The organism is Marinitoga aeolica, from assembly GCF_029910535.1.
Classification (GTDB): Bacteria; Thermotogota; Thermotogae; order Petrotogales; family Petrotogaceae; genus Marinitoga; species Marinitoga aeolica.
Genome location: NZ_CP069362.1, coordinates 1,722,449 through 1,747,515, shown reverse-complemented (window position 1 = coordinate 1,747,515; position 25,067 = coordinate 1,722,449). Strand labels below are relative to the sequence as shown.

The window sequence follows — 25,067 nt, the reverse complement described above, 5'->3', positions numbered from 1 at the left end:
TAATACCACATTTTTGTTGTGGGGGTGATACCTTTTTCGAAAACTTAGTTAAATTCAGTATTCTGTAAATTGAATTTACACACTATACAAACTTATTATACGAGGGGGAAAGATAGTGAGGAATTTACTTAGTGTTAAGAATTTAAAGAAAGTTTATAAATATAAGAATAAAACAATTGAAGCAGTAAGAGGGATTTCTTTTGAAGTAAATCAAGGTGAAATAATAGCTTTTCTAGGTCCTAATGGAGCAGGTAAAACAACAACAATTAAATCTATATGTGGCCTTGTTCTTCCAACATCAGGCGAAATAAATGTATGTGGTTATTCCCCAAAAAAGGAACCACATAAAGTGGCAAAAAAATTAGGTGTTATTTTGGAAGGAAATAGAAATATATTATGGAAATTAGATGTAGTAGAAAATATTGAATATTTTGCAATGAGACGTGGAATAGGGAAAAAAGAAGCAAAAAAAATTGCATATGAATTAACAGAAAAATTGAATTTAAAAGACAAAATAGGTATTCCAACCGAAAGACTTAGTAGAGGGATGCAACAAAAAGTAGCTTTAGGAGCATCCCTTGCACACAAACCTCAACTTTTGCTTCTAGACGAGCCTACATTAGGCCTTGACTATGAAGCTTCTCAATTTATAGTTGAATACATAAAAAAATTAAAATATGAAAATAAGGGAATTTTGATAACAACGCATCAATTAGATATTGCAGAAAAAGTTGCTGATAGAATTTTAATTATTGATAAAGGAAAAATAATTATTGATAAAAATTTGGATATATTAAAAAAGGAATTTCAAAAGAAAAAATTAATGATATCTTTTGAACATAATGATTTAGATTTAGTAAAAAACAAACTTAGTATGTATAAGAATAAATATGTTTTAAATGCAGATAAAAAAGAAATAGAAATATATTTTAATGATTCAATAGAAATATACGAAATAATAGAAATTTTAAAACCATTAAAAATCAGTAAAATACATACTCATACGCCAAATCTTGAAGAAATATTTATATCAATTAGGGGGCGATAGCAATGGGTATTTTTTTAGCAGAATTAGAACTTAGAATATCAAATATGAAAAGATATAAATTTAATAGTATTTTTTCAATTCTTTTTTTATATCTTATTTTTGCAGGATTATATGGAGGCCTTTCAAATATTGGAGGAAATGTGGGTGAATATTTTAGAGAAAATAATGCTTCATTTTTATTTGGGTATATTTTTGTTATGATAATATTATCAGGTATTGGTGGTGTATCTGGAGATATTACAACATATGCAAAAATAGGTGTCCTTGAACAGTTATTTTTAAGCTATTTACCATTTTCAATATCATTAATGATAAGTAACCTAATAAATATTTTATTTCAAGTAATACTTATTTTCATTATTATGTTTTTGTCCATGATTACTTTTAGTATCTCCATTAATCTTTCTATTATGCATTTAATTGTATTATTTTTGGCATTATTACAGGCTTATGGTATAGGATTAGTAATGGGAGGTCTTGCGATTGTTTTTAAAAAGATCACATCCTTTGTAGGAATTTTTCAATTTATACTTTATCCTTTAGCTTTTGCCAAAATAAATGAACCATATATATGGTTTTTACCTATAAATCCTGGAGTAAAATTATTAAAAGATATAACGGCAAATGCATTAAACAATATTAATTTATCTTATTTTATAATTAACTCCATAATATATTTTATAATCGGTCTAATATTTTTTGATATTTGCATTAATTTCTCTAGAAAAAATGGAACTATTGGGATTTATTAATTAGCTACTATTTAAATGCATTTATTGAATATTTAGAAAATTTTTTGAAACAAATTATTTGTAAATAAAAGAAGAACGCATTTGCGCTCTTCTTTATTCCAAAAAGAGGGTCGGTGTAGGTTATTTACTTGCTAATATTTCTACAATATCTCTAACTGTTTTTATTTTTTCTAATTCTGAATCATCAATAGAAATTCCTAATTCATTTTCAAAATCCATTGTTAAATCAACTAATTCTAATGAGTCTAATTCTAAATCGTCTGTTAAACTTGCATTTTCTGTAATTTTCTCTTCTTCAATACTTAAACTTTCAGCCATAATTTCTTTTACTTTTTCAAATAACTCTTTTTTACCCATTTTATCTCCTCCTTAACTTTCGAATAATTCTTTTATGATATCCTCAACTTTTTGAATTTTATTAATTTTTGAAACAGCTCCACCAGTAAAAACAAATCCTTCTCCCGAGTTTGACAGTAATTTTGTGATTTTAGAGGAAATGAAACGGTAGAATGCGGTTTTTCGACGATAAAAATGGTAAAAAATGGGGGTTGAAAAATTTTTGTAGTGACACAAATAATTTTAATATTGTTGTTATATACTTGATTTTATAATGATTTTTGTGGTATAATGGTAATAGCATTATGAAATCAAGGAGGTTTTTTAATGTTTTTGAGAACTGTTAAAAATAATAAAGGGGTTGAATATTTAAGAATTGTTGAAAGTTATCGTAAAAACGGAAAGATTAAACAAAGAACTATTGCTAATTTAGGTAGAGTTGATGCATTTAGTGAAGAGGAAGCAGAGAATATTGTAAATAAATTAATTCAAATATTTGGTTTAAAAAATTATATTAATACTAATGAAATTAAAGATGCTCCAGATAAAAAGAATTACGGAATACGATTAATAGTAAATAAGATATTTGAAAGATATGAGATGAAAAGATATTTTGAAAGGTTAGAAAGAAATATAAAATATGATGTAGAAGAAATATTAAAAATAATGGTGATGAACAGGATACTAGAACCGAAGAGTAAATTAGGAATATTTAATAATTTAGAATATTTAGGATATAGTTCTGTAGAAGTTAGTGAAGGAAAAGAATTGGAAAAAGATGAAGTTATGTTGCATTGGTTGTATAGAACATTAGATGTATTAGCAGAAAATAAAGAAGGTATAGAAAAACATATGTATAATCAAAGAATAAATTTGTTTAATACAACAGTAGATTTAGTATTTTACGATGTAACAACATTAGCATTTGAAACACAACAAACAAATGAGTTATTACAAATGGGATATTCAAAAGATAAGAAATTTAATGAATCACAAATAGTATTAGGTATGTCAATAGATCAAGATAAAATGCCTGTGAGTTTTGATATATATCCAGGTAATACATTTGAAGGACATACATTTAAAGATGCAGTTGAAACAATGAAAAAAGAATATCAATTAGGGAAAGTAATAGTAGTATCAGATAGAGGAATGATGAGTAAAAAAAATATAGAAGTAGTAGAAAATTCTAATTATGAATTTATAGTTGGTAAATCAATTAAACAATTAAAAAAAGTAAATATATTTGATGGAGAATTCATAGAAATAGCAAAAGGAATAAAATATAGAGAAGTTCAATACGATAATAATAGATTACTCATAATATACTCAGAAGAAAAAGCTAAAAAAGATAGAGCAGATAGACTTAGATTAATTGAAAAAGCAAAGAAAATGCTTGAAAATAATAATATAGATTCGATGAATAAAAGAGGAGCTAAAAAATATTTAAAAGAAGAAAATAAACAGAATTATATATTAGATAATGAAAAAATACAAAATGATGAAAAATATGATGGATATTATGGAATAATGACAAATACAAAATTAAATCCAAAACAAATATTAGAACAATATCATACATTATGGAAAGTAGAAGAAACATTTAGAACATTAAAAAATTATCTAGAAACAAGACCTATATTTCATTGGACTCCTAAAAGAATAAAAGGTCATATAGTAATGAGTTTCATATCCTATATAATGCAAAGAACGTTAGAATTAGAACTAGAAAAAAATAACATTGAATACTCACATGAAAAAATTAGAAACGCTATTAAAAATATGGAATACTCAGAAGTGAGATTAAAAGATAAATTATTTGCATTAAGAGCCAATTTAAATGACTTTCAAAAATCAATATTAAAAATACTAGAAATAGAAAAACCTAAAAAAATGATGGATTTAGATGAGTTTAAAGAAAAATACTTCTAAAACACGCATGAATAGCCAAAAAGAGGGAGGTGTGTGGCTAATTTCTCTTTTTACAAAAAGTTAACAATTGCTATTTTTCTTATTATTTCTCTTTTTGAGAGGTTAAATCATAAAAGCTGTGTCAAAGTCAGGAAAAGAAATATTAAGAAGAGCTAATATAACTACTATTTTAGTTACACATGATAGAAACGATGCTCTTGCTTTGGCAGATAGAATTATCATTATAGAAAATGGAAAAATAAAATTCACTGGCCTTCCCGAAGAAATATATACATAAAAAGAGAAGCAAAATGCTTCTCTTTTTGATTATAATGTGAATTTTGACAATCCTCCATCTACTAAAATAGTTTGACCATTAATATTTACACAAAAAATTTTAGGAAACTTAATAAAATTTATATTTTCAAAAACTTCCCAATAATAGAATCAAGAAAAAGTCTTTCATTATCTTCAAAAGAATAATATCCTAAAACAACACGTTTTTGAGTAATATTATATTTTAAAGCGAAAGATTTCAAATCACCATCAACTTTTGGAATAATAGGCCATTTAATATCGTAACGAACACAATTTCTTAAAAATATATCAAAAATATTTTTTTCGCTATCAGATAAATTAAAATAATGAACAATAAATTCTTTTTTATTTCTTATATTCTTTAATAACTTTAAAATTAAATTTTTTCTCGCGATATAAAATAGACTACTTCCGGTAGAATTTAGAAAGTCATAGTTCTTATTATTAATATTATTTATCAAATTTTCTTCTTGAAAATTTGAGAGCATTAAATTAAAAAAGTACATCTTCTCATAATTACTTGAGAAATATTTAATGATTTTATATTTATCTCCTTCAAAAATCACTTTCAAAATCCGACTCTTTGTAAAATATGGTTTTTCTATTAATGATGAATATGTTGATAAAAATACTATTGGAAAATTGAAATCAAATATAGTCATAATTTGGTTAATATTATTCTTAAATAAAAAACTAATATGTTTTTTATTTGAACTATTATAAAAATCTTTATTAAATTTATTATCAACATTTATATTATTTTTTAATTCATTCACAATTCTTGAAATTTCATATAAACCAATATAATTATTAATTGAATAAACATCAAAAATAGTATCAAACCAATTATAAATTTTAAATAAGTCTTCAAAATAATAACCAATATTATACTCCAATAAAATCGCAGTATATAAAGATTTATTTTTATCAATATTTCTTATCCACCATGCTGCATTATTCAATCCAGAACATATCATTGTGGGATGAGGAAACCTTTTTGCAAAATTAAACCCTTCAATAAATAAATCAAAAGCTTTATGAAAATCTTTATTATTTAAATATTTTCTGGCTTCAGAATACTTTAATAATGATTTCTGTGCATAACTACTTTCATACTCTGCACTCCAATATCTAACAAGATTTTCATCAATTAAATTTGAAAATCTTATTTCCATAAATCTCAAAGCAGGAATAATAATTTTTCTTGCTTTTTTATTAAGAGATTGAATATTATTTTTAATCTTTCTTAATTCAATATTAGCTTTTTTAATTTTATTATTATTAAATAAAATACTAATTTTTTCAAGAGTAGCAAGTTCATTTAAAATTGTAGTAGTAGTAGTAGTAGTAACGAGATCGGCATATTTAAAAGCTTCTCTGTGTTTGTTTTTCCAAATGGATTTTAAGCATAAAAGATAATAAACCAAATCTTCATCCTCAGTATTAGTTAAAATATAATTCACAATAGGTTTAGAAAAAGCTCCATATTCTATAATATCAATTAATTTATTTAAGGAATAATGTTTCATAAAACACCTCTTAAATAAAAATTATAAATATCAAAACAAAAACTTAAAGAATGATATTTAATTAAGGTTAAGTTACATTTTGTTACAGAACAATTACTTAAAAATATATAAATATCCAAAATAAAGAATTTCAGAAGTTGAAGTTATATGTCTAAAATATTACCATTTATTAAAAATGATATTGCGGTTTAAAATGTTTATAAAAAGCTAATTTCAGGCTACAAAAGAAACACTTGACAGTCATATGAGAAATGCTAAGATAAATGAGGGGGGTGAAAAAATGAAAAAAATAATTATATTAATAATGGCAATCATAATATTATCTTCAACAATGGTATATGGTGGTGATGATAAAAGTAATTCAACTACTCATTCAACTAATCCTCAAGTTCAAATTGAAATTCTTGAATGAAAAATAGCTCTATACTCGATTGTTTATTAATATTATAACATATGACACTTTTGTAATACAATGTGGTTTATAAACTAAAATTAAAATTTTTCAGCCGGCTGTTATTATCTAGTACTAGAAGATAATATAACCGAAAGGAGGGCAAAAATGAATATTCTAAAAAGAATTATATCCGGAAAAATGCCGTTAGGTGGATGTACTAATAGAAGTCAAAGATGTGCTGATTTAACTCAATAATGATAAAAAGTCGGCCGACTTTCTTATATATATACAATAAAGAGTTTTCTTAAAAAATATTCTAAATATTTATTATTAAAAAATTTTTAATAAAAAAAGGTTTTTCATATAAACAATATAAAATCAGAATTAAATTAAATAATATTTATTTTCATCTTTAGATTTATTTATAATTATATCATATGCATTAGGATAGTAATCTCTGGACTTTTTAAAATTGTAGAATACTAGATTATAATATTTTTATTTTATTAAAAAAATAAACTTAAAAACTAGGAGGAAGAAATGGAATATAAATTTTCAAAATATTTAATTCATAAGCGTAAGAAAAATATTGAAATTTACTATAATTTGTTGATCAGAAATTATGTAGAAATTAATTCAGATGTAATTAAAAATATTGAAAAAAATCATTCTAATATAGATTTTTTAATTGATGAAGGAATACTGGTAAAAAAAGATTTCAATGAAAAATTTTTATATAAATATATTATGAATAAAATAAAATATACTAATAATACTTTATCAATTACCGATGTTGTTACGTTAAATTGTAATCTACAATGTAGTTATTGCATGCAGCAAAATACATATAAGAGAGGATATCAAAAACCACAAAACTTAGAAAAAAGAATTGAGTTATGGAATTTACTTTATGAATTATTTAAGAGTAAAAATATAGTAGTAACTTTTTTTGGTGGAGAACCTTCCCTATATCCACAATATATTAAATCTATGGTTGAAAAATCAGAATATTTAAATTTACCTATAAAAAATTTTAACTTAATATCAAACGGAGTTTCTTATTCAAAAGATATGTTTGAAGTATTGAATAAAATTAAATTTGTTCAAATAACTTTAGATGGTCCTGAAGAAATTCATAATTCAAGAAGAAAGTCGGAAAAATATAACAACACATGGAATTATATTATTAATACTATAAAAAATATATTAAGAGAAACATCAACAATTATTGTTTTGCATAGTGTGATAGACAATGCTAATTTTTCTAAAACACATATGGAAATGATAAAAAAATTAATAGAAATATTTGGTATTGAAACTTTAAAAGAAAGATTTATTTTTAATATAGGATTATTAAGTCATCCAGATGGATTTTCATTTTATACATTAAAAAATATTCCTCCTTTAAAAGTATATGGTAAAATATATATTGAAACACTAAAAAATATTTTAACAAATGGATTAAATGTAGTAGACTTCTTAAATGTTTGGCCATGTACATATAATAAAGAAAGTGATATTATAATAGCTCCTAATGGTGATCTATATAATTGTATATCTGGTATAGGTATAGAAGAATTTAAAATTTGCTCATATAATGAATTTATTAATAATCCAGAAAGATTTTTACAAAAATATTCACAAATGTTAGAAAACCATATCGCAGATAAAATATGTGAAGATTGTAAATATTTACCAATTTGCAACGGTGGATGCAGATATAATGTTTATGTAAACAAAACAAAAAAAGATTGTTGGAAAGCCTTTCATGATACAGTATATGAAGAAATTTTAGAACTATATTATAAATATAAAAATCAGGTGATATTATGAAGATAATAGAAGGAAAAAATTTAAAGAAAAATTTTAAAAATTTAGAAGTTTTGAAGGATATAAACTTTTCCATTAATAAGGGTGATTTTACAGTAATTATAGGTAAAAACGGAAGTGGAAAAAGCACATTATTAAAAATTGCAATAGGTTTATTATTACCAGATGAAGGAAGTATAAAAGTACTTAATCGAGATGTAAAAAAAGAATGGAAAAAATTAGCAAAAGAAATAGGTGTGGTTCTTACCAATGAAAGGAGCTTATATTGGAAATTAACAGCTTACGAAAATTTAGATATTTTTGGTGGCATTTATGGAGTGAAAAAGAAGATAAAAAAAGAACGAATTGAATTTTTACTTAATAAATTTAATCTTTATCAATTTAAAGATACTCCAGTTGAAAATTTCTCAACGGGAATGAGAAAAAAACTAATGCTATGTAAAGCACTAATTCATGAACCTAAAATATTATTCTTAGACGAAATATTAAATGGTCTTGATCCAGAAGCAACATATGAAATGATAGAATATTTAAACGAATTAAATAGTGATGGTTTAACTATATTTATGATTAGTCATATTCTTCATGGCTTTTCTAAAAATACGAATATATATTTACTAAAAGAAGGAGTGTTTAGATTAAAAACAAAGTTCGGTAATATAAAAGAAGAAAATGACAATATCTATGAATATTTTAAAGATATAGTGAAAAGTGAGGAATTGGCATGAAAGAATTATTAACTTTAGTAAAAAAAGATTGGCTCATAAGAAAAAAATATAAGTTCATATGGATAAATATGGCATTAACACCGTTTTTTATGATAGGGCCATATATATTTACATCTAAATTATTTGGAAAAATTGACTTTTCTGAAAGTATATTAATAGGAACATTATTATGGTATTGGTTAAATCAATATTTTTGGGGAGTAGGAGATGGGTTTGGCGAAGAAAGAGCTGAAGGTACATTAACTTCTATAATAATATCTCCTATCTCCTTGTTGAAATTTTTATTTTCAAAAAGTATTGATACTTTTCTCACAAATATTTATTTAACCATATTTACATTAATATTCTTTGCAATATCTGGAATAACCATAAAAATGAGTATATGGATATTTATTCTATTATTGATGAGCGGTATATACATAACCTTTTTTTCAATATTCTTTGCCGCACTGGCATTATGGAAAAAAAAGATAGGAAGTATGAACTATGCAGTACAATATTTTGTGGGTTTACTATCAGGCATGACAAGTTCTATAGAGTATTACCCCATATATATTAAAATGATATCCTATATAATTCCATTAACTTATTTAATATCTTTAGGAAGAAATATAATAAAGAAAGGTATTATAGGTAAAGAGGATATATTTCTTCTAATAGTTCTAACTATAATAAGTTTAATATATTTAATTATAGGAATATTAATGTTAAACAAAGTAGAAAGATATACACGTGAAAAAGGTGAGTGGGAATCATGGTAAATAGTTTGTATCTTGCAAAAGCAAATTTTTTAACAGCAAAAAAATATAGAATAGATTGGTATGGGGCATTTTTTACACCATTATTAACAATAATACCTGTTTTTTTATTATATTTTTTCGGAGAAAAAAGCGGATTAACGCAATTCTTTTATGGAAATACCAATACCAAAAATATATTCGGATATGTTTTAATTGGTGCAGCATATTGGAATTATATAGAAGTATTGTGGGGAGTGATATTTACATTAAGGCATCATATGAAAATAGGGCAATTGGAGGAAATTTTTTTGATGCCAATAAATCCTTTGGGTTATATATTTGGATGGTCTGTATTGGGAATATTAAAAGTAACCATAGAATCAATACCAATAATAATATTAGCAATAATATCAAATATAACAACAATTAATATTATTAATTTTTTAGGTGCAATAGCTGTATTTATAATTTCTATGTTAGCATCATTTGGATATGTTTTTTTCTTTTTTGGAATAACTTTATTATTTAAGGATGGGGATGAATTGGTTAGTTTAATGGGAAATGCCGCTCCTTTAATAGGAGGTATGTTTTTTCCAATAACGGTTTTACCAGCATTTTTGAGGTGGATATCATATTTATTTCCATTTAGCTGGGGATTAGATATAATGCGTTACTTATTAATGAATACAAATACTATTATAGATATAAAAACAGAATATATAATATTATTAATTTTATCTTTATTTTATTTGATAACAGGAATAATTTCATTTAAATTATTAGAAACAAAATCCAGAAAACAAGGAATTCATGGGTTTTAAAAAATGATAATTATGTATAGTAAATAAAACAAAATATATAAAACCTGATAATTTCAGAAATAACATACCAATAATAGATCGAAAACCCCCTTCTTGGCATTCTACTATACAAAGAAGAGGGTTTTTATTTTTTCTATTTACACAAAATTTTTTATGGCCTATTCTATTCCAACTTCTTCAGTTCTTAAATATTTATTTATATAGTATCCACTAATTCCATTATAAAAACTTCTCAATAATAGAATCAAGAAAAAGTCTTTCATTGTCTTCAAAAGAATAATGTCCTAAAGCAACACGTTTTTGACCAAGACCATATTTAATTGCAAAATCACGAACTTTCCCTTTAGGATAAGGTGTAATTGGCCATTTTATATCATAACGAACACAATTTCTTAAAAACATATCAAAAGTTCTCATTTCTTCTTCATTGAGTTCGAAATAGTTAAGAATAAACTCCTTGAATTTTTTCGCATTTTTTAAAAGATTAAAGATGAGTTTTTTTCTTGATATGAAAAATGGAGATACATCAGGTTTTATCTTTTCGAAATCATTAGGATTCATTATCCTTTTCTCGATTTCTTTAACCTTAAATTCAGATAGCATTAAGTTAAAAAAATACATCTTCTCATAATTATTTGAGAAGTATTTAATGATTTTATCTTTATCTCCTTCAAAAATCACTTTCAAAATCCGACTCTTTGTAAAATATGGTTTTTCTATTAATGCTGAATATGTTGATAAAAATACTATTGGAAAATTGAAATCAAATATAGTCATAATTTGGTTAATATTATTCTTAAATAAAAAACTAATATGTTTTTTATTTGAACTATTATAAAAATCTTTATTAAATTTATTATCAACATTTATATTATTTTTTAATTCATTCACAATTCTTGAAATTTCATATAAACCAATATAATTATTAATTGAATAAACATCAAAAATAGTATCAAACCAATTATAAATTTTAAATAAGTCTTCAAAATAATAACCAATATTATACTCCAATAAAATCGCAGTATATAAAGATTTATTTTTATCAATATTTCTTATCCACCATGCTGCATTATTCAATCCAGAACATATCATTGTGGGATGAGGAAACCTTTTTGCAAAATTAAACCCTTCAATAAATAAATCAAAAGCTTTATGAAAATCTTTATTATTTAAATATTTTCTGGCTTCAGAATACTTTAATAATGATTTCTGTGCATAACTACTTTCATACTCTGCACTCCAATATCTAACAAGATTTTCATCAATTAAATTTGAAAATCTTATTTCCATAAATCTCAAAGCAGGAATAATAATTTTTCTTGCTTTTTTATTAAGAGATTGAATATTATTTTTAATCTTTCTTAATTCAATATTAGCTTTTTTAATTTTATTATTATTAAATAAAATACTAATTTTTTCAAGAGTAGCAAGTTCATTTAAAATTGTAGTAGTAGTAGTAGTAGTAACGAGATCGGCATATTTAAAAGCTTCTCTGTGTTTGTTTTTCCAAATGGATTTTAAGCATAAAAGATAATAAACCAAATCTTCATCCTCAGTATTAGTTAAAATATAATTCACAATAGGTTTAGAAAAAGCTCCATATTCTATAATATCAATTAATTTATTTAAGGAATAATGTTTCATAAAACACCTCTTAAATAAAAATTATAAATATCAAAACAAAAACTTAAAGAATGATATTTAATTAAGGTTAAGTTACATTTTGTTACAGAACAATTACTTAAAAATATATAAATATCCAAAATAAAGAATTTCAGAAGTTGAAGTTATATGTCTAAAATATTACCATTTATTAAAAATGATATTGCGGTTTAAAATGTTTATAAAAAGCTAATTTCAGGCCACAAAGGAAACACTTGACAGTCATATGAGAAATGCTAAGATAAATGAGGGGGGTGAAAAAATGAAAAAAATAATTATATTAATAATGGCAATCATAATATTATCTTCAACAATGGTATATGGTGGTGATGATAAAAGTAATTCAACTACTCATTCAACTAATCCTCAAATTCAAACTGAAGTTTCTGAATAAAAAACATCTTTATGCTCAATTGTTTTATTAACATTATAACATATGATTTTTTGTAATACAATGTGGTTTATAAACTAAAATTAAAATTTTTCAGCCGGCTGTTATTATCTAGTACTAGAAGATAATATAATCGAAAGGAGGTATAAAATGCAAGGTGTAAAAGTAATAAAGAAGCCTAAATCAAAATTATCAAGTATTTTCACTAATAATGATGGATGTACAAATACAAATTGTAATTGCAATGGCAAATAAAATTTTTAATAGGAGGGAGTACTCCCTCCATGATAGTTAGAATGATATAGAACAGACTACATAGTTAAAACCAATTAAAATTAATATTTAGTTTTTTAGAGGTGATCTTATGAGAAAATCTAAATATACAATATATAAAAAAATAGATAATAAAATAATTTTATTTAATACATTATATCAATCCCTTGTTATATTTGATAATTATCATGAAAAAAAACTAATGAAAATATTGTCTTCTCCTAATGATTCTCTAAAAAATTTTAATCAAGAATTTTATAATGTATTAATAGAAAATAAATTTTTAATAGAGGATGATATAGACGAACTAGATTTATTAAGGAAATATTATGAATCATTTATTAATGAAAATTTGATAATCAAAATATTTCTAACACATTATTGTAATTTTAATTGTTCATATTGCTATCAAAATCATCAAAGAATTCATATATCGGATATTTATGAAAATGCTATAATTAATTTTATAAAAAACAAAATAAATTCAAACATTAAGTCGGTTGTCTTAACGTTTTTCGGTGGGGAACCTATGTTATTAAAGGATAAAATTTTTAAAATTTCAGAATCTGTATATAACATAATAAATAATAAAAATATAAAATTAATTGCGAATATAGTAACAAATGGTTCGATTTTTGATGAAAAATTTTATATAAAACTATCAGAAATTTCTGAACACATTAATATTCAAATAACACAGGATGGTTCAAAAAAGCGACATAATAAAATGAGACCTTTTAAATCAGGCAATGGTTCATATGAAATTATAATAAAAAATTTAAAAAAGTTGGATAATTTAAAGATTAAAAACATTAACGTCGTTTATAGATTAAATATTAATGAAGATTTTACAGAAAAAGATTTTGATGATTTGTACAAATTCAAAAATATAAATTATTTTCTTTCTATTGTAGGAATATTTAATAATCCAGAACAAGAAAAAAATGCAAATAACGATAAATATGTATATAATTTGTTAAAAAAAGCGAAAGAAAAAGGTTTTGAAATTTCTAGCTTTTTTAAAAATCCATTATATAGTTGCAGTGCTGGATTACCAAATACTTTTACATTTACCCCAGATGGTAAAATTACAATATGTACAGGAATAGATCCACTTAACAATGAAAATAATATGGGATATCTTGATCCAAAAGGTAATTTAATAATAACAAATAAAAAATTATATAATAAATTATATAGCAGAAATAGAGATGTTTTTGAATTTGAAGAGTGTAGAAAATGCAACTTACTTCCTATTTGTTTTGGTGGTTGTGCCTATGCAAGAAAAATAAAAGAGAAAAATGATTTTTGTATTCCAGAAAAATATTATCTTAAAGAAGCTATAAATGTAGAATTAGAGGTGTAAAAATGGATATAAAGTTAAAAAATAAATTATTGTTTTTATTTGAAATATTACTAAGAGTTGTAAAAGCTGTATTATTACCCCTGTTGCTTAAATGGACAATAGACATGATTACACAAGCTCCTAAAATGTCGTTATATGGAGCATATTTATATACTATAATAATTATTATTGAATTAACTTTATTATTATATTTTGGAGTCGCAAATAGACATATATGGCCTATATTTTATAAGGAAAAAATAAAATTCTATTTATTTAAATCCTTACATGACAAGAAAAAACTTTTTGATAATGGTACATTGCTAAATATGATATTTGATGATACATATAATGATGTTGAACCAAACCAAATATTTTTTGCTATGTTTTATGGAAGATTGATAATAAGCATAATATCACTTGCACTCATAGGATATATAGCAGGGATTAAGTATTTTACATTATCCTTAATTTATATAATATTAATAGCTTTAAATTTACGATTACACCGTAAGATAAAATACGATAAAGTTAATGAAAAATATAAAACACTTGTAGATAATCAAATGGATTTTATTTCTGGATATAAATCAATTTCTCAATATAATGTATTTGATAAATTTTATAAAATAAAAGAACGATATGAAAATGAAAATATAAAAGAACATATGAAATATTATATAAAATATACCCTTTTGAATCAAATAAATTCTTTAATTGTGATTTTTTTTAATTTAATGATAATTTATATGCTATTAATGGATATAAAAAATGGATTAATAACGTTAGGAACATATTTCATGATATTTGAACTGAAAGAAAACGTTGTAGATCCAATAGAGGTTTTTAAATTTCTAATAAATGAATATAAAAAAATAAAGGTTAGTAGAAATAAATTAAAAGAAATAGATAAATTAAAAGAAATAGAATTAACTGAAAATGTTGAAAATGTATTAGAAACAACAGAAAGTCCTCAAATAGAATTAAAAAATATTAAATTCCAATATAATGATAAAAAAATAATATTTGAAAATTTAAATCTAAAATTATCCGGTAAAGGATTATATGTAATAAAAGGAGAAAGTGGTAGAGGAAAAAGTACATTGATAAAATTGATATTGGGAATTACAGAACCACAATCTGGTGAAATAAATTTAAATGGTATAAATATAAAAAAAGAGAATATTAATTATGTAAAAAATAACATAAAAGTATTAATGCAAGATAGTTCTGTTATATATGACTCTATAAGAGAAAATATTGATTTTGGAAGAAATTATGAAATGGAGCAAATAATTAGAACGCTCGAAAAAATAGCCTTAAATAAATTTAAAGAAAATATTGATTATATAATTGATTTTAATGGAGAAAATATTTCAGGAGGGCAATTAAAAAGAATATTATTAGGAAGAACCATAATTGATAATTCACAAATAGTAATATTTGATGAACCATTTACAAATTTAGATGAATTCAATAGAAATTTAATAATAAAATTAATAGAAGAAATAAAAGAAAAAAAGATGTGTATAGTAATAAGTCATGAAAATATTCTTGATAAAATGGCTGATAAAGTCATAAACTTATAAGGTGATAATATGTGGAAATTATTAAAAAATGTTGGATACAAAAACTTGATTATATTCTTTTTAGCTATAATATTTGGAATATTATCAATGATATTTCAAATTGGAATACCATTACAAATAAAAAAGATAATTGATTATACAATTAATAATAAAGATGTAAAAATTCAAATGATTATCTCCCTATTTTTAATATATATCGCATCAGAAATTACTGAATTAATAAGCGGAATATTATCAACATATACAGAAGCTTCTTCAGAAAAAGAATTAAGAAAAAAATTATTAAAAAATATAATTAATAATAAAAGTGAAAAAATATCTGAAAAAGGTATAGGATATATTCAAACATTAATATTTGATGACATAGAAATATTTTTATCCATAATGAATCCGAGGATAGTTATAACATCATTATACACATTATATATACTTATTTCAGGATATATAATGTTCAAAATAAATATATTGTATACAGCAATAATAGTCTTTTATCTCGTAAGTATATTTTTTCATTTTAAGATAGCTTTTAAAAAAAATTCAGAAGGATTTCAGAAAGTTCAAAATACAAAAAGAGATTTAAAAGCAAAAGTTGAAAATCTATTAAAGACACGTGTGGACTTATATTTATATAATAAAATCAAATATTTTTTTGAAAAACAAAATAAAGAATTTGATGAATTTACAGAAAAAAATAAAAAAGCATATTCAATTAATCATATATATATTAATATGATACCAGAATATATAAGAACAATATCTTTTTCAATGATATTGATAATATCTATATATCAATTAATTTCTAAAACAATTACAATAGGAACATTTCAGATGATATTAAATTATTCAGGAACAATATTTATTGTTGCTCAGCAATTATCAATAATAACCTCAGATATATCAAGAGCTCTTTCAAACAAAAATATTTTATTAGAATATATTGAAAATAATAAAAAAAATTTATCTAAAATATCCGAAGAAGAAATAAACAATATTTTAGTTGAAAATTTATCCTATGGATATAATGGAACTAATTTAATTGAAAATCTTTCATTTTCTGCATATAAAAATGAAATTATAATAATAAAAGGAAAAAGTGGAACGGGGAAAACAACTTTATTAGATATTTTAAGTGGAAGAAAAGAAATAGGAAAAGGCAAAATAAAAATAAACAACGATAATAATTTAGAGGTTAAAAATATAATTAATAAAATATCTTATATGACACAAAATGATTATATATTTAATGAAAGTGTATATGAAAACATATCTCTGGGAAGAAATATAAATAAAGAAATAATAAGAGAAATGCTTGATTTTTTTAGCTTAAAAGATATTCATCTTGATTATAAATTGGAAAAAAATGGAAATAATATATCTGGAGGACAAAAATCAAGAATTCTACTTGCAAGAGCGTTAACAGCTAAAGAAAGAAAGATAATATTACTTGATGAGCCTTTAAATGGAGTAGATAAAAAAACAAAACAAAAAATACTTTATGGTATAAATAAGTTTTTAAAAGATAAAATTGTAATAATATCAACCCATGATAAAGATATAAGCAAAATTGGAAAAATTATAGATATTGAGCAATTTTCGAGTTTTTAATTATAATAAGTTTTCAATTATAATTTGAATTCTTTTTACTTGAGAAATATATAAAAGATATAAATTGGGTAAGAAGGATAATTACAACATTATTTATTGATGCTATTCAAATTTTTAATAATAATAAAAGTATGGATAAAAAATTTAGAATTGATTAAATATGAAAATACTGATTTAATAGATATATTACTGGAGGTAAGTAATAATGCTCAAAGTAGAACAATTGCAGAAAAGTTTAAAAAAGCAAATAATATTAAATAATATAACTTTTGAAATTAAAGAAGGAGAAATTTTCAGTTTATTTGGGCATAACGCAAGTGGTAAAAGTACATTATTGAAGATATTGAGTGGAATAATGAAGCCAGATAATGGAAATATATTTCTAAATGGGAAAGATATACATAAAAATAATAAAGTTAAAAAAGATATATGTGCAGTTTTTCAGGAAAACATAGTGCCTTCTGGATTTAAAACAATAGACTTTTTATTATTTTATTCAAAAATTGTAAAAAGTCCATATAGAAAAAAAGATATTATCTCTTTAGCAGAAAGTTATGGGATAAAAAATGAAGATATGAAAAAGAAGATAACACATCTTTCAGGTGGAACAAAAAAGAAAATAGAATTTTTAAAATCCATAATATATAAAGATGCTCTATTTCATTTATTTGATGAACCCACAATAGGATTCGATCCAGAATCTCAAAAAACGGCCTGGGATCATATAAGGAGTTTAAAAAAAGAAAAGAAGATAATATTATTGGTTACAAATATGAGAAATGAATTAAATGAATTGGCAGATACTAAAAAAATAATAATAGATGGAAAAATAAAAGATTTTAGGGAGGGGAAAATAATGAAAATATTGAAATTTACAGTAAAAAATTGAAAAAAAGAAATAAAGGAAAAGATAGAAAAAATAGAAGGAGTAGAAAAAGTAGTTGTTAAAGCAGAATTAGATAAAATAAAAAATGATATTCAACAAAAATTTGGTAATGCAAATATAAAAGTGGTTGATTTATCAAATACTGATATATCGGTTGATGATGTTCTGGAAAAATTAGGTATTGAAAAAACACAGGTAGCAACTATGGAAAATAAAGAATTAAAACATGTTATAGAAGTATACACAAATGACAATATTGAAACAGTAGAAAATGATGTATTAAAGACATTTGTTGAATACAAAGTGCAGATATTGAGTATGGAGGTAAATTAATGCTGGAATATTATAAATATGAAGCCAAATACTTATTTCTGGAAAAATCAAAAATAATCACATTATTGATATCCCAGACTATATCTATAATGATATTACCATATGGTTTGGGAAAAATTTCTAATAGCGATATGTATTCACAGGCATTATCAATAGGGTTAATATCTCTGGCAATGATAATAGTTTCAATAGTTGGCGGAGTTGAATTAGGAATAGAATTTGTGACAAAACAAAAGATATATTTTGAATTAAGTTTACCAATAAAAATGAGAACATTAATATTTGGAAAATTCTTTAGAATGGGATTATTAAATACTATAGTATTGTTATATGCATTAACATTAGTAAATTTAATATATTTACATCTGGGATTTTTAAAGTTTATAATTGTATTTATATTTTTATTAATTCAAACAATGACATTATCGGGAATATCAACACCAGTTTCAGCATTAAATGCTGTATTCTGTTTTGTTATAGGATACATTTTATTAAAAATAACAATAATTAACATATGGAAATACAAAAATTGAAGTTAAATTATAAATACGCTGTTAAAAACAGAAAAAACCCTTCTTGATATTGTAAAATAAGAAGGGTTTTATTTTTATTTACACAAAATTTTTTATGGTCTCAATTTTATGGACTTTATTATAATGGGAATTTTGACAATCCACCATCTACTAAAATAGTTTGGCCATTAACATATGATGCTCTTTCGGATGAAAGAAAAACTACCACATTAGCTATCTCTTCAGGCATTGCCATTCTTTTTAAAGGAATATTATCTGAAATTTGCTTTTCTTTTTCTTCATTGACTAATTCTCTAACTCTTGTTGTTTTTGTCCAGCCAGGCCCCACTGCATTAAAAGTTATATTGTACTTCCCATATTCTAAAGATAGCGTTTTGAGTAATCCAGTTATTCCTAATCTTATTGAATTGGATATATAAAGATTTTCTATTGGTGTTTTTACAGAAAGGGAAGTTAAAAATACAACTCTCGCCCATTCTTTATTTTTCATTTTAGGCAAAAAATATTTTAAAATACGAACGGTACTCATAAGATTTTGTTCAAATCCATATTGCCAATCTTCTTCAGATGTTTCTTCAAAATATCCAGGCTTAGGTCCTCCTGCATTTAAAAATATAATATCAGGAACTCCATATTTCTCTTCAAAATTTTTATTCATATTATCTATATCTTCTTTTTTTGAAAGATCACATATAATATATGGAAATCCTGTTTTTTTCAATTTTTCTTCATTTCTGGATATTACTACAGGTTTAGCCCCTTCATTGTTAAATGTGTTTGCCACAGCTAAACCTATTCCCGAACTTCCTCCAGTAACTAATACTGTTTTATTTTTTAATCCTAAATCCATTTCTCTCCCCCCATTTTTATATTTTACATTTTCGATGGATTTTCAAAATTTGTTTTTATAAACCACACATGAATTTTTACTCCATCTTTTTCTTCCATTAAATATTTAAAATCTTCTATTGTGTTTGAGTATATTATCAACCATCCTTCTTTTAATCCTCTTCTTGTTACGTATTCAAATAATTGTTTTTTCGCTTTTTCATATTCATCACTATCTATATTTGCTTTTACTTCTATTAAATATTCTCTGTTATCCAGATTTATTAGTAAATCTATTCTTCCTCCACCTACTTCTGTTTCTGGATATACTTTTCCTTCTGCTGCTTCTACATATAAACTTAGAAATTGATCTAAATTATATTGATATACACCTTCATAGTAATTTCTTCCCTTAAACATTTTTGCTCCTCTTTGTTTTATATATGTTGTATATCTTTTCATCAATTTATTTAGGTCTAATACACCGTTATTTATATAATTCTTAACCGTTTCTCCAAATGGTTTCATTTTTTCTTTTTCGCCATTTATTTGTGGTTTAAATCTGTCATATAATGCTTTATAGTATAACGGTACTCTTACACAACATTTCCTTTCACAATTATCTATTACTCCATTTAAATATAAGTAGTTTATCCTTTCATCATATATATTAAATTCAACGCTTCCTGGTTCAAATAATATTTTCATTACCAATTCTTTTTCTTTTTTCGCTTTGTTTATTATATTTGCTATGTTTTTATCTATATATACATACATAAAATCATTTAATGTTTTTTCAAAATATTCTTTCGTTATTATCTTTTCATTCTTAGCTTTTTTCGCTACTAAATCATAGGATAATGCATTGGTTAATCCAGGTTGTCCTCCTGCATTATGCCATATAAGTTCTTTTACTTCTTCTTCAAATATTTGCCCTGTTTCTTTTTCATGTTGGTTTAATAAATCATATACCTGTTCTTTTGTAAAGTATGGCACTTCCATATGTTCTGCTATATTAAATGGACTTGCATTATCTTCTAATATTCCACTTAAATAACTTACACTTATTAATATCACACTTCTTAATTTATATCCTTTTCTCATATGATATATTTCCCTTATTGCGTGTAAAAATTCATTCATTAATTCTTCATTGTTAAACTTCTCAAATTCATCTATCATTAGTATTATTTCTTTTTCAAATTTTTCACTCATTTCTATTATATATTTACTTATTTGCCTTATTGTCATTGTATTTTTATACTCAAATGATTTTCCATATTTGAATTGTAAATAAAAATCTATTTTTTCTTTAAACAACTCCATAAATTCATTTTCATCTTCAATCCTTCCAAGATTTTCAAATGAAATAAATATAGGCAAATATTTATCTTTTGTTTTTTCCACTATTTCATTCAAAAATGTAGTCTTTCCTGTTTGCCTTGGTGCTGATACTGTGAAGTATCTCCAATTTTCTATATGATCAATTGCTTCTTTCATCAATTCTGGTCTTTCTATATAATAACAAGTGTTCTTATCAACAGGTCCTGATGTACAAAATCGTTTCATCTTTTCACCTCCACAACAGAATTATATCACATTTCAATAATAAAAATCCCCCTCTGAAAATCAGAGGGGGTGATGAATTACTCAACTGAGTTTATTATTTCCATTATTTTTTCTTTCATCAATTTTAATTTTTCTTTTGATTTTTCTTCTTCTTTATCTTTTGAATAAATGTAGATCTTTAGTTTTGGTTCTGTTCCTGAAGGTCTTACAGCATACCATGAACCATCATCAAAGAAGAATCTCAATACATTTGATTTTGGAACATCAGTTTCTTTTGTTTCACCTGTTTTTAAATCTATATCTTTCTTTTCTAAATAATCTATATATCTTACAAGTTTCATATCACCAATTTCTTTTGGAAATTCTTTTCTATATACTTCCATTATTCTTTTCATTTTTGCCATACCTTCTAAACCTTCAATAATTATGGAGAAATTATTTTCAAAATAATAACCAATTTCTTTGTACATATCATTTAAAACATCTACTAATGTTTTACCAAGCTTTTTATAATATCCAGCTGCTTCAGATACAAACATTGAAGAAATAACACCATCTTTATCCCTTACAAATGTCCCTGTTACATAACCAATACTTTCTTCATATCCAAATTCAAAATCATATTTTCCTTCTAATTCATTCTCTAACCCACAAATGTTTTTAAATCCTGTTAATGTTTCAAATGTAACTACTCCATATTTTTCTGCTAATTCTTTTCCTAAATCACCTGTAACTATTGATTTTATAATCATACCTTTATCTGAAAGCATTCCTTTTTCTTTTCTACCTTCGATTATATATTTAATTAATATTGCACCAGTTTGATTACCATTTAGAGGAACATATTCACCATTATGTTTTACCACAACTGCTGTTCTATCACAATCTGGATCTGTTGCAATTATTACATCAGCATCTTTTTCTTTTGCAAGATTTTTAGCATATTCAAATGCTTTAATATCTTCAGGATTTGGGTATCCAACTGTTGTAAAGTCTGGATCTGGATTTTCTTGTTCTGGAACAACAAATACATTATTAAATCCTCTTTCTGCTAATACTCTTCTTACTGGCTTATTACCTGTCCCATTAAGAGGTGTATACACAATTTTCACATCTTTATCAATATCTTCTCTTATTGCTAAACCTTTTACTTTTTCTATATATTCATCTTCAATTTCTTTTCCAACATATTCTAATAATCCTTTTTCTAAAGCTTCTTCTTCTGAAATCTTTTTAATCATAGAAAAATCTGTTAATTTCTTTATATTTTCCATAACAGGTATTGCAACATCATCTAAAATTTGAGAACCTTGTTCCCAATACACTTTATAACCATTATAATTTTTTGGATTATGACTTGCTGTTACAACTATACCTGCTGCAGTATGTAATCTTCTTACAGAAAATGATAATAATGGTGTTGGTGCTATATGATCAAATAAATAAGCTTTAATTCCATTAGCTGATAAAATTAAAGCTGCAGTTTTAGCAAAAAGATCTGAATTATGTCTTACATCATAGGCAATAACAACACCACGTTTCATATATTCTTCGCCTTTAGATTTAATAAAATCTGCTAAACCCTGGGTAGCTTTACCTACTGTATATATATTCATTCTGTTAGTTCCAGCACCTAATATACCTCTTAAACCAGCTGTACCAAATTCCAGTTCTTTATAGAATCTTTCCATAATCTCTTTTTCGTTATCTTTAATAGATAATAGTTCTTTTTTAGTTTCTTCGTCCACATAAGGACTATTTAACCATTCTTCATATACTTTCATGTAATCCATTCTTACCACTCCTTTATCTTATTTATCATCCGCCGCCAAGTAATGGCAATATTTGTAATTCCCCATCTTTAATTTTTTTGTCAGTTGTAATAAATTCATTATTGTGTATAAATTTTACCCTCATTGTTATATAACTCTTTTGACCCATGAGATCAATATATAATTTTAAGACCATATGATCTTTTTCTTTTTTTATTATTTCAAATTTAGAATCTATCTTTTTACCAATAAAATTTAACAAATCTTCAATACTTTTTTCCTTTTCAATTTTTAGTTCAATAGACTTTTTATCAACAATTGTTCTTAAATTACTCATAAACTTTATCTTCAACATTATTTCACCTCATTTTTATTATATCATAAGTATAAAAAAATGCATCATGCGATGCATTTCAGAATGTTGACAAAATATTTTAATTATTATTTCCATTTTTCATATTTTTCATTTTATACATTTCTTCATCTGCTTTTTTTAATGCTTTAATATAATTTTCACCATTAAACTCAGATATACCATATGATATTGAAATTTCAAAGTCAAAAGGATTATTTTTCAATTCTTCACTTATTATTTCCATTTTTTTAGCTATATCATCAATAGAAGCTTCCGGAAATACAAGAAGAAATTCATCACCGCCAAATCTAACCCCTATATCCATACTTCTGATATTTTCCAGAAAACGATTTGAAATAAATTTTAACACTTCATCTCCTACAACATGCCCATATGTATCATTAATATGTTTAAATTTATCTATATCTATCATCACCAAAATGGATACCTTATTTTTTCTTTTAAGATATTCAGCATGTTTTAATATCCACTCATTAAAATAATATCTAGAATATAATTGAGTTAATGCATCTTTCGTAGCAAGTTCTTTAAAATGATTTTTCTCTTCATTATATTTCTTGAGAATATATTGGTATTTTATAACAAAATCGATATGAGATGCTATTGATTCCAGTATCTTTTTATCTTTCTCAGAATAAGCATCTTTCCCTTTTTTCCCAAAAGCAAACAATCCGTGAATTTTATTTTCAAAATAATAAGGAAAAATATACAGTGTTAATTCATTGAGATTCTCATCGAATTCATATGAATCAATACTACTCTTATAACCATCTTTTGAAAAAGAAAAAGCTTCCGGAACGTATAATTTGTCTAAATTGTTATCAAAAAAATACCATGCCAAAGTTTTTTCCGATTTGTCTAATTTTTTTTCTATTTTTTTATTCTCATAATAAATAGTTACTTTTGCACTTCTTTTATCTTCCAAAAGAGTATTATATGCAAATATATCTATTAAACTTATTTTTCTTAAATAATTAAACATACTTTCCATTGTACCACTTAAATTAAAATTTTTTGTATATGTTAAATTCCGAATATTATCCAGTACTTCTATACTACGTTGCATTTCTTCTAATTCTTTATTTTTATTTGAAAGTTCAGTTATATCTTTAAAAACTTCAAGAACAAACTCAGTATCAAAAAAGTTTATTTTTGATGATGTTATATAATAAATTTTTCCCATTATTTCTCTAATAGTATTTTGAAAAAATCCTTCTTTTTCATTAGAAAGAACTTGCAATATTTTTACTTTTTCTCCTTTACTAAAAAGATCTAAGTATTCACTTACTTTATTAATCTTTTTACCAATAACTTTTTCTACTCCTGGACTTAAATAATAAATATCTTCCATATTATGAATAGCAATAAAAAACGGCAATTTATCAAGAATTGAATAAAAATTCTTGATTTCTCTTTTTAATTTATTTTTTGTTTTTAAATAAAGATAAGCAAAAGTTGATATAGCAATAATAAAAAAAATAATAGAAATATATAACAT

At 23.9% G+C, this 25,067-nt stretch carries 24 protein-coding genes; 16 read left to right on the top strand and 8 right to left on the bottom strand.

What is annotated here, in order from left to right; all coding sequences use genetic code 11:
* The first annotated feature begins 115 nt into the window (after positions 1–115).
* Together JRV97_RS08285 and JRV97_RS08280 are read left to right on the top strand one after the other, a co-directional pair.
* The gene (locus tag JRV97_RS08285; RefSeq protein ID WP_280997945.1) at positions 116–1,048 is read left to right on the top strand and encodes an ABC transporter ATP-binding protein; all 933 of its coding nucleotides are present in this window, start codon (positions 116–118) and stop codon (positions 1,046–1,048) included.
* A gap of 2 nt (positions 1,049–1,050) precedes the next feature.
* Positions 1,051–1,800 (top strand): hypothetical protein, encoded by a 750-nt coding sequence (locus tag JRV97_RS08280; RefSeq protein ID WP_280997943.1) that lies wholly within the window; start codon positions 1,051–1,053, stop codon positions 1,798–1,800.
* Positions 1,801–1,920: 120 nt separating this feature from the next.
* On the opposite strand, the gene JRV97_RS08275 is transcribed toward JRV97_RS08280, so the two are convergent.
* On the bottom strand, positions 1,921–2,157 hold the full coding sequence (locus JRV97_RS08275) for an acyl carrier protein (protein WP_280997941.1): 237 nt from the start codon (positions 2,155–2,157) through the stop codon (positions 1,921–1,923).
* A gap of 306 nt (positions 2,158–2,463) precedes the next feature.
* Here JRV97_RS08275 and JRV97_RS08270 point away from each other — a divergent pair, with 306 nt between their 5' ends.
* Complete coding sequence (locus JRV97_RS08270; protein WP_280997939.1) at positions 2,464–4,068, top strand: IS1634 family transposase; 1,605 nt, start codon at positions 2,464–2,466, stop codon at positions 4,066–4,068.
* Between the two features lie 118 nt (positions 4,069–4,186).
* A complete protein-coding gene (locus JRV97_RS08265) occupies positions 4,187–4,345 on the top strand; it encodes a hypothetical protein (RefSeq protein WP_280997937.1) in 159 nt (52 codons plus the stop codon).
* A gap of 118 nt (positions 4,346–4,463) precedes the next feature.
* Here the strand turns inward: JRV97_RS08265 and JRV97_RS08260 are convergent, their stop codons facing one another.
* Positions 4,464–5,894, bottom strand: a complete 1,431-nt coding sequence (locus tag JRV97_RS08260; RefSeq protein ID WP_280997935.1) for a hypothetical protein — start codon at positions 5,892–5,894, stop codon at positions 4,464–4,466.
* 280 nt (positions 5,895–6,174) lie between these two features.
* Here JRV97_RS08260 and JRV97_RS08255 point away from each other — a divergent pair, with 280 nt between their 5' ends.
* From JRV97_RS08255 to JRV97_RS08235, 5 genes are all read left to right on the top strand, one after another.
* Complete coding sequence (locus JRV97_RS08255) at positions 6,175–6,306, top strand: hypothetical protein (RefSeq protein WP_280997933.1); 132 nt, start codon at positions 6,175–6,177, stop codon at positions 6,304–6,306.
* 522 nt (positions 6,307–6,828) lie between these two features.
* Entirely contained in the window at positions 6,829–8,121 is a 1,293-nt protein-coding gene (locus JRV97_RS08250) for a radical SAM/SPASM domain-containing protein (RefSeq protein WP_280997932.1), read from the top strand.
* Positions 8,118–8,846, top strand: coding sequence for an ABC transporter ATP-binding protein (locus tag JRV97_RS08245; RefSeq protein WP_280997931.1), 729 nt, complete (start codon positions 8,118–8,120; stop codon positions 8,844–8,846). The genes JRV97_RS08250 and JRV97_RS08245 overlap by 4 nt, the downstream gene beginning before the upstream one ends.
* Positions 8,843–9,607: an ABC transporter permease gene (locus JRV97_RS08240; RefSeq protein ID WP_280997930.1), complete on the top strand. Its 765-nt coding sequence runs from the start codon at positions 8,843–8,845 to the stop codon at positions 9,605–9,607. The genes JRV97_RS08245 and JRV97_RS08240 overlap by 4 nt, the downstream gene beginning before the upstream one ends.
* Positions 9,601–10,407 (top strand): ABC transporter permease, encoded by an 807-nt coding sequence (locus JRV97_RS08235; RefSeq protein ID WP_280997929.1) that lies wholly within the window; start codon positions 9,601–9,603, stop codon positions 10,405–10,407. The genes JRV97_RS08240 and JRV97_RS08235 overlap by 7 nt, the downstream gene beginning before the upstream one ends.
* A gap of 219 nt (positions 10,408–10,626) precedes the next feature.
* On the opposite strand, the gene JRV97_RS08230 is transcribed toward JRV97_RS08235, so the two are convergent.
* On the bottom strand, positions 10,627–12,051 hold the full coding sequence (locus tag JRV97_RS08230; protein WP_280997928.1) for a hypothetical protein: 1,425 nt from the start codon (positions 12,049–12,051) through the stop codon (positions 10,627–10,629).
* A gap of 280 nt (positions 12,052–12,331) precedes the next feature.
* Between JRV97_RS08230 and JRV97_RS08225 the strand changes: the two genes are divergently transcribed.
* The 7 genes from JRV97_RS08225 to JRV97_RS08195 all read left to right on the top strand — a co-directional run bounded on the left by JRV97_RS08225 (position 12,332) and on the right by JRV97_RS08195 (position 19,024).
* Complete coding sequence (locus JRV97_RS08225) at positions 12,332–12,463, top strand: hypothetical protein (protein ID WP_280997927.1); 132 nt, start codon at positions 12,332–12,334, stop codon at positions 12,461–12,463.
* Positions 12,464–12,824: 361 nt separating this feature from the next.
* Positions 12,825–14,099: a radical SAM/SPASM domain-containing protein gene (locus JRV97_RS08220; RefSeq protein ID WP_280997926.1), complete on the top strand. Its 1,275-nt coding sequence runs from the start codon at positions 12,825–12,827 to the stop codon at positions 14,097–14,099.
* Positions 14,100–14,101: 2 nt separating this feature from the next.
* Positions 14,102–15,667, top strand: coding sequence for an ATP-binding cassette domain-containing protein (locus tag JRV97_RS08215; protein ID WP_280997925.1), 1,566 nt, complete (start codon positions 14,102–14,104; stop codon positions 15,665–15,667).
* Between the two features lie 9 nt (positions 15,668–15,676).
* On the top strand, positions 15,677–17,272 hold the full coding sequence (locus tag JRV97_RS08210; RefSeq protein WP_280997924.1) for an ATP-binding cassette domain-containing protein: 1,596 nt from the start codon (positions 15,677–15,679) through the stop codon (positions 17,270–17,272).
* Between the two features lie 205 nt (positions 17,273–17,477).
* On the top strand, positions 17,478–18,161 hold the full coding sequence (locus tag JRV97_RS08205; RefSeq protein WP_280997923.1) for an ATP-binding cassette domain-containing protein: 684 nt from the start codon (positions 17,478–17,480) through the stop codon (positions 18,159–18,161).
* A gap of 120 nt (positions 18,162–18,281) precedes the next feature.
* Positions 18,282–18,491, top strand: coding sequence for a hypothetical protein (locus tag JRV97_RS08200; protein WP_280997921.1), 210 nt, complete (start codon positions 18,282–18,284; stop codon positions 18,489–18,491).
* A complete protein-coding gene (locus JRV97_RS08195; RefSeq protein WP_280997919.1) occupies positions 18,491–19,024 on the top strand; it encodes a hypothetical protein in 534 nt (177 codons plus the stop codon). Before JRV97_RS08200 ends, JRV97_RS08195 begins: the two co-directional genes overlap by 1 nt.
* A 118-nt stretch (positions 19,025–19,142) precedes the next feature.
* Here JRV97_RS08195 and JRV97_RS08190 read toward each other — a convergent pair whose 3' ends face one another.
* The 5 genes from JRV97_RS08190 to JRV97_RS08170 all read right to left on the bottom strand — a co-directional run bounded on the left by JRV97_RS08190 (position 19,143) and on the right by JRV97_RS08170 (position 25,067).
* Positions 19,143–19,874, bottom strand: coding sequence for an SDR family oxidoreductase (locus JRV97_RS08190; RefSeq protein ID WP_280997917.1), 732 nt, complete (start codon positions 19,872–19,874; stop codon positions 19,143–19,145).
* Between the two features lie 23 nt (positions 19,875–19,897).
* The gene (locus tag JRV97_RS08185) at positions 19,898–21,421 is read right to left on the bottom strand and encodes an AAA-like domain-containing protein (protein WP_280997915.1); all 1,524 of its coding nucleotides are present in this window, start codon (positions 21,419–21,421) and stop codon (positions 19,898–19,900) included.
* A gap of 77 nt (positions 21,422–21,498) precedes the next feature.
* The gene (locus JRV97_RS08180) at positions 21,499–23,214 is read right to left on the bottom strand and encodes a phospho-sugar mutase (protein ID WP_280997913.1); all 1,716 of its coding nucleotides are present in this window, start codon (positions 23,212–23,214) and stop codon (positions 21,499–21,501) included.
* Positions 23,215–23,239: 25 nt separating this feature from the next.
* Positions 23,240–23,548, bottom strand: coding sequence for a MoaD/ThiS family protein (locus tag JRV97_RS08175; protein WP_280997911.1), 309 nt, complete (start codon positions 23,546–23,548; stop codon positions 23,240–23,242).
* Between the two features lie 79 nt (positions 23,549–23,627).
* A complete protein-coding gene (locus tag JRV97_RS08170; protein WP_280997909.1) occupies positions 23,628–25,067 on the bottom strand; it encodes a sensor domain-containing diguanylate cyclase in 1,440 nt (479 codons plus the stop codon).

Bases quoted from the DNA above. Each gene is read 5' to 3' on its own strand.
- JRV97_RS08280 (WP_280997943.1), top strand. From the start codon at position 1,051: ATGGGTATTTTTTTAGCAGAATTAGAACTTAGAATATCAAATATGAAA.
- JRV97_RS08275 (WP_280997941.1), bottom strand. From the start codon at position 2,157: ATGGGTAAAAAAGAGTTATTTGAAAAAGTAAAAGAAATTATGGCTGAA.
- JRV97_RS08270 (WP_280997939.1), top strand. From the start codon at position 2,464: ATGTTTTTGAGAACTGTTAAAAATAATAAAGGGGTTGAATATTTAAGA.
- JRV97_RS08260 (WP_280997935.1), bottom strand. From the start codon at position 5,894: ATGAAACATTATTCCTTAAATAAATTAATTGATATTATAGAATATGGA.
- JRV97_RS08255 (WP_280997933.1), top strand. From the start codon at position 6,175: ATGAAAAAAATAATTATATTAATAATGGCAATCATAATATTATCTTCA.
- JRV97_RS08250 (WP_280997932.1), top strand. From the start codon at position 6,829: ATGGAATATAAATTTTCAAAATATTTAATTCATAAGCGTAAGAAAAAT.
- JRV97_RS08245 (WP_280997931.1), top strand. From the start codon at position 8,118: ATGAAGATAATAGAAGGAAAAAATTTAAAGAAAAATTTTAAAAATTTA.
- JRV97_RS08240 (WP_280997930.1), top strand. From the start codon at position 8,843: ATGAAAGAATTATTAACTTTAGTAAAAAAAGATTGGCTCATAAGAAAA.
- JRV97_RS08235 (WP_280997929.1), top strand. From the start codon at position 9,601: ATGGTAAATAGTTTGTATCTTGCAAAAGCAAATTTTTTAACAGCAAAA.
- JRV97_RS08230 (WP_280997928.1), bottom strand. From the start codon at position 12,051: ATGAAACATTATTCCTTAAATAAATTAATTGATATTATAGAATATGGA.
- JRV97_RS08225 (WP_280997927.1), top strand. From the start codon at position 12,332: ATGAAAAAAATAATTATATTAATAATGGCAATCATAATATTATCTTCA.
- JRV97_RS08220 (WP_280997926.1), top strand. From the start codon at position 12,825: ATGAGAAAATCTAAATATACAATATATAAAAAAATAGATAATAAAATA.
- JRV97_RS08215 (WP_280997925.1), top strand. From the start codon at position 14,102: ATGGATATAAAGTTAAAAAATAAATTATTGTTTTTATTTGAAATATTA.
- JRV97_RS08210 (WP_280997924.1), top strand. From the start codon at position 15,677: ATGTGGAAATTATTAAAAAATGTTGGATACAAAAACTTGATTATATTC.
- JRV97_RS08205 (WP_280997923.1), top strand. From the start codon at position 17,478: ATGCTCAAAGTAGAACAATTGCAGAAAAGTTTAAAAAAGCAAATAATA.
- JRV97_RS08195 (WP_280997919.1), top strand. From the start codon at position 18,491: ATGCTGGAATATTATAAATATGAAGCCAAATACTTATTTCTGGAAAAA.
- JRV97_RS08190 (WP_280997917.1), bottom strand. From the start codon at position 19,874: ATGGATTTAGGATTAAAAAATAAAACAGTATTAGTTACTGGAGGAAGT.
- JRV97_RS08185 (WP_280997915.1), bottom strand. From the start codon at position 21,421: ATGAAACGATTTTGTACATCAGGACCTGTTGATAAGAACACTTGTTAT.
- JRV97_RS08180 (WP_280997913.1), bottom strand. From the start codon at position 23,214: ATGGATTACATGAAAGTATATGAAGAATGGTTAAATAGTCCTTATGTG.
- JRV97_RS08175 (WP_280997911.1), bottom strand. From the start codon at position 23,548: ATGTTGAAGATAAAGTTTATGAGTAATTTAAGAACAATTGTTGATAAA.
- JRV97_RS08170 (WP_280997909.1), bottom strand. From the start codon at position 25,067: ATGTTATATATTTCTATTATTTTTTTTATTATTGCTATATCAACTTTT.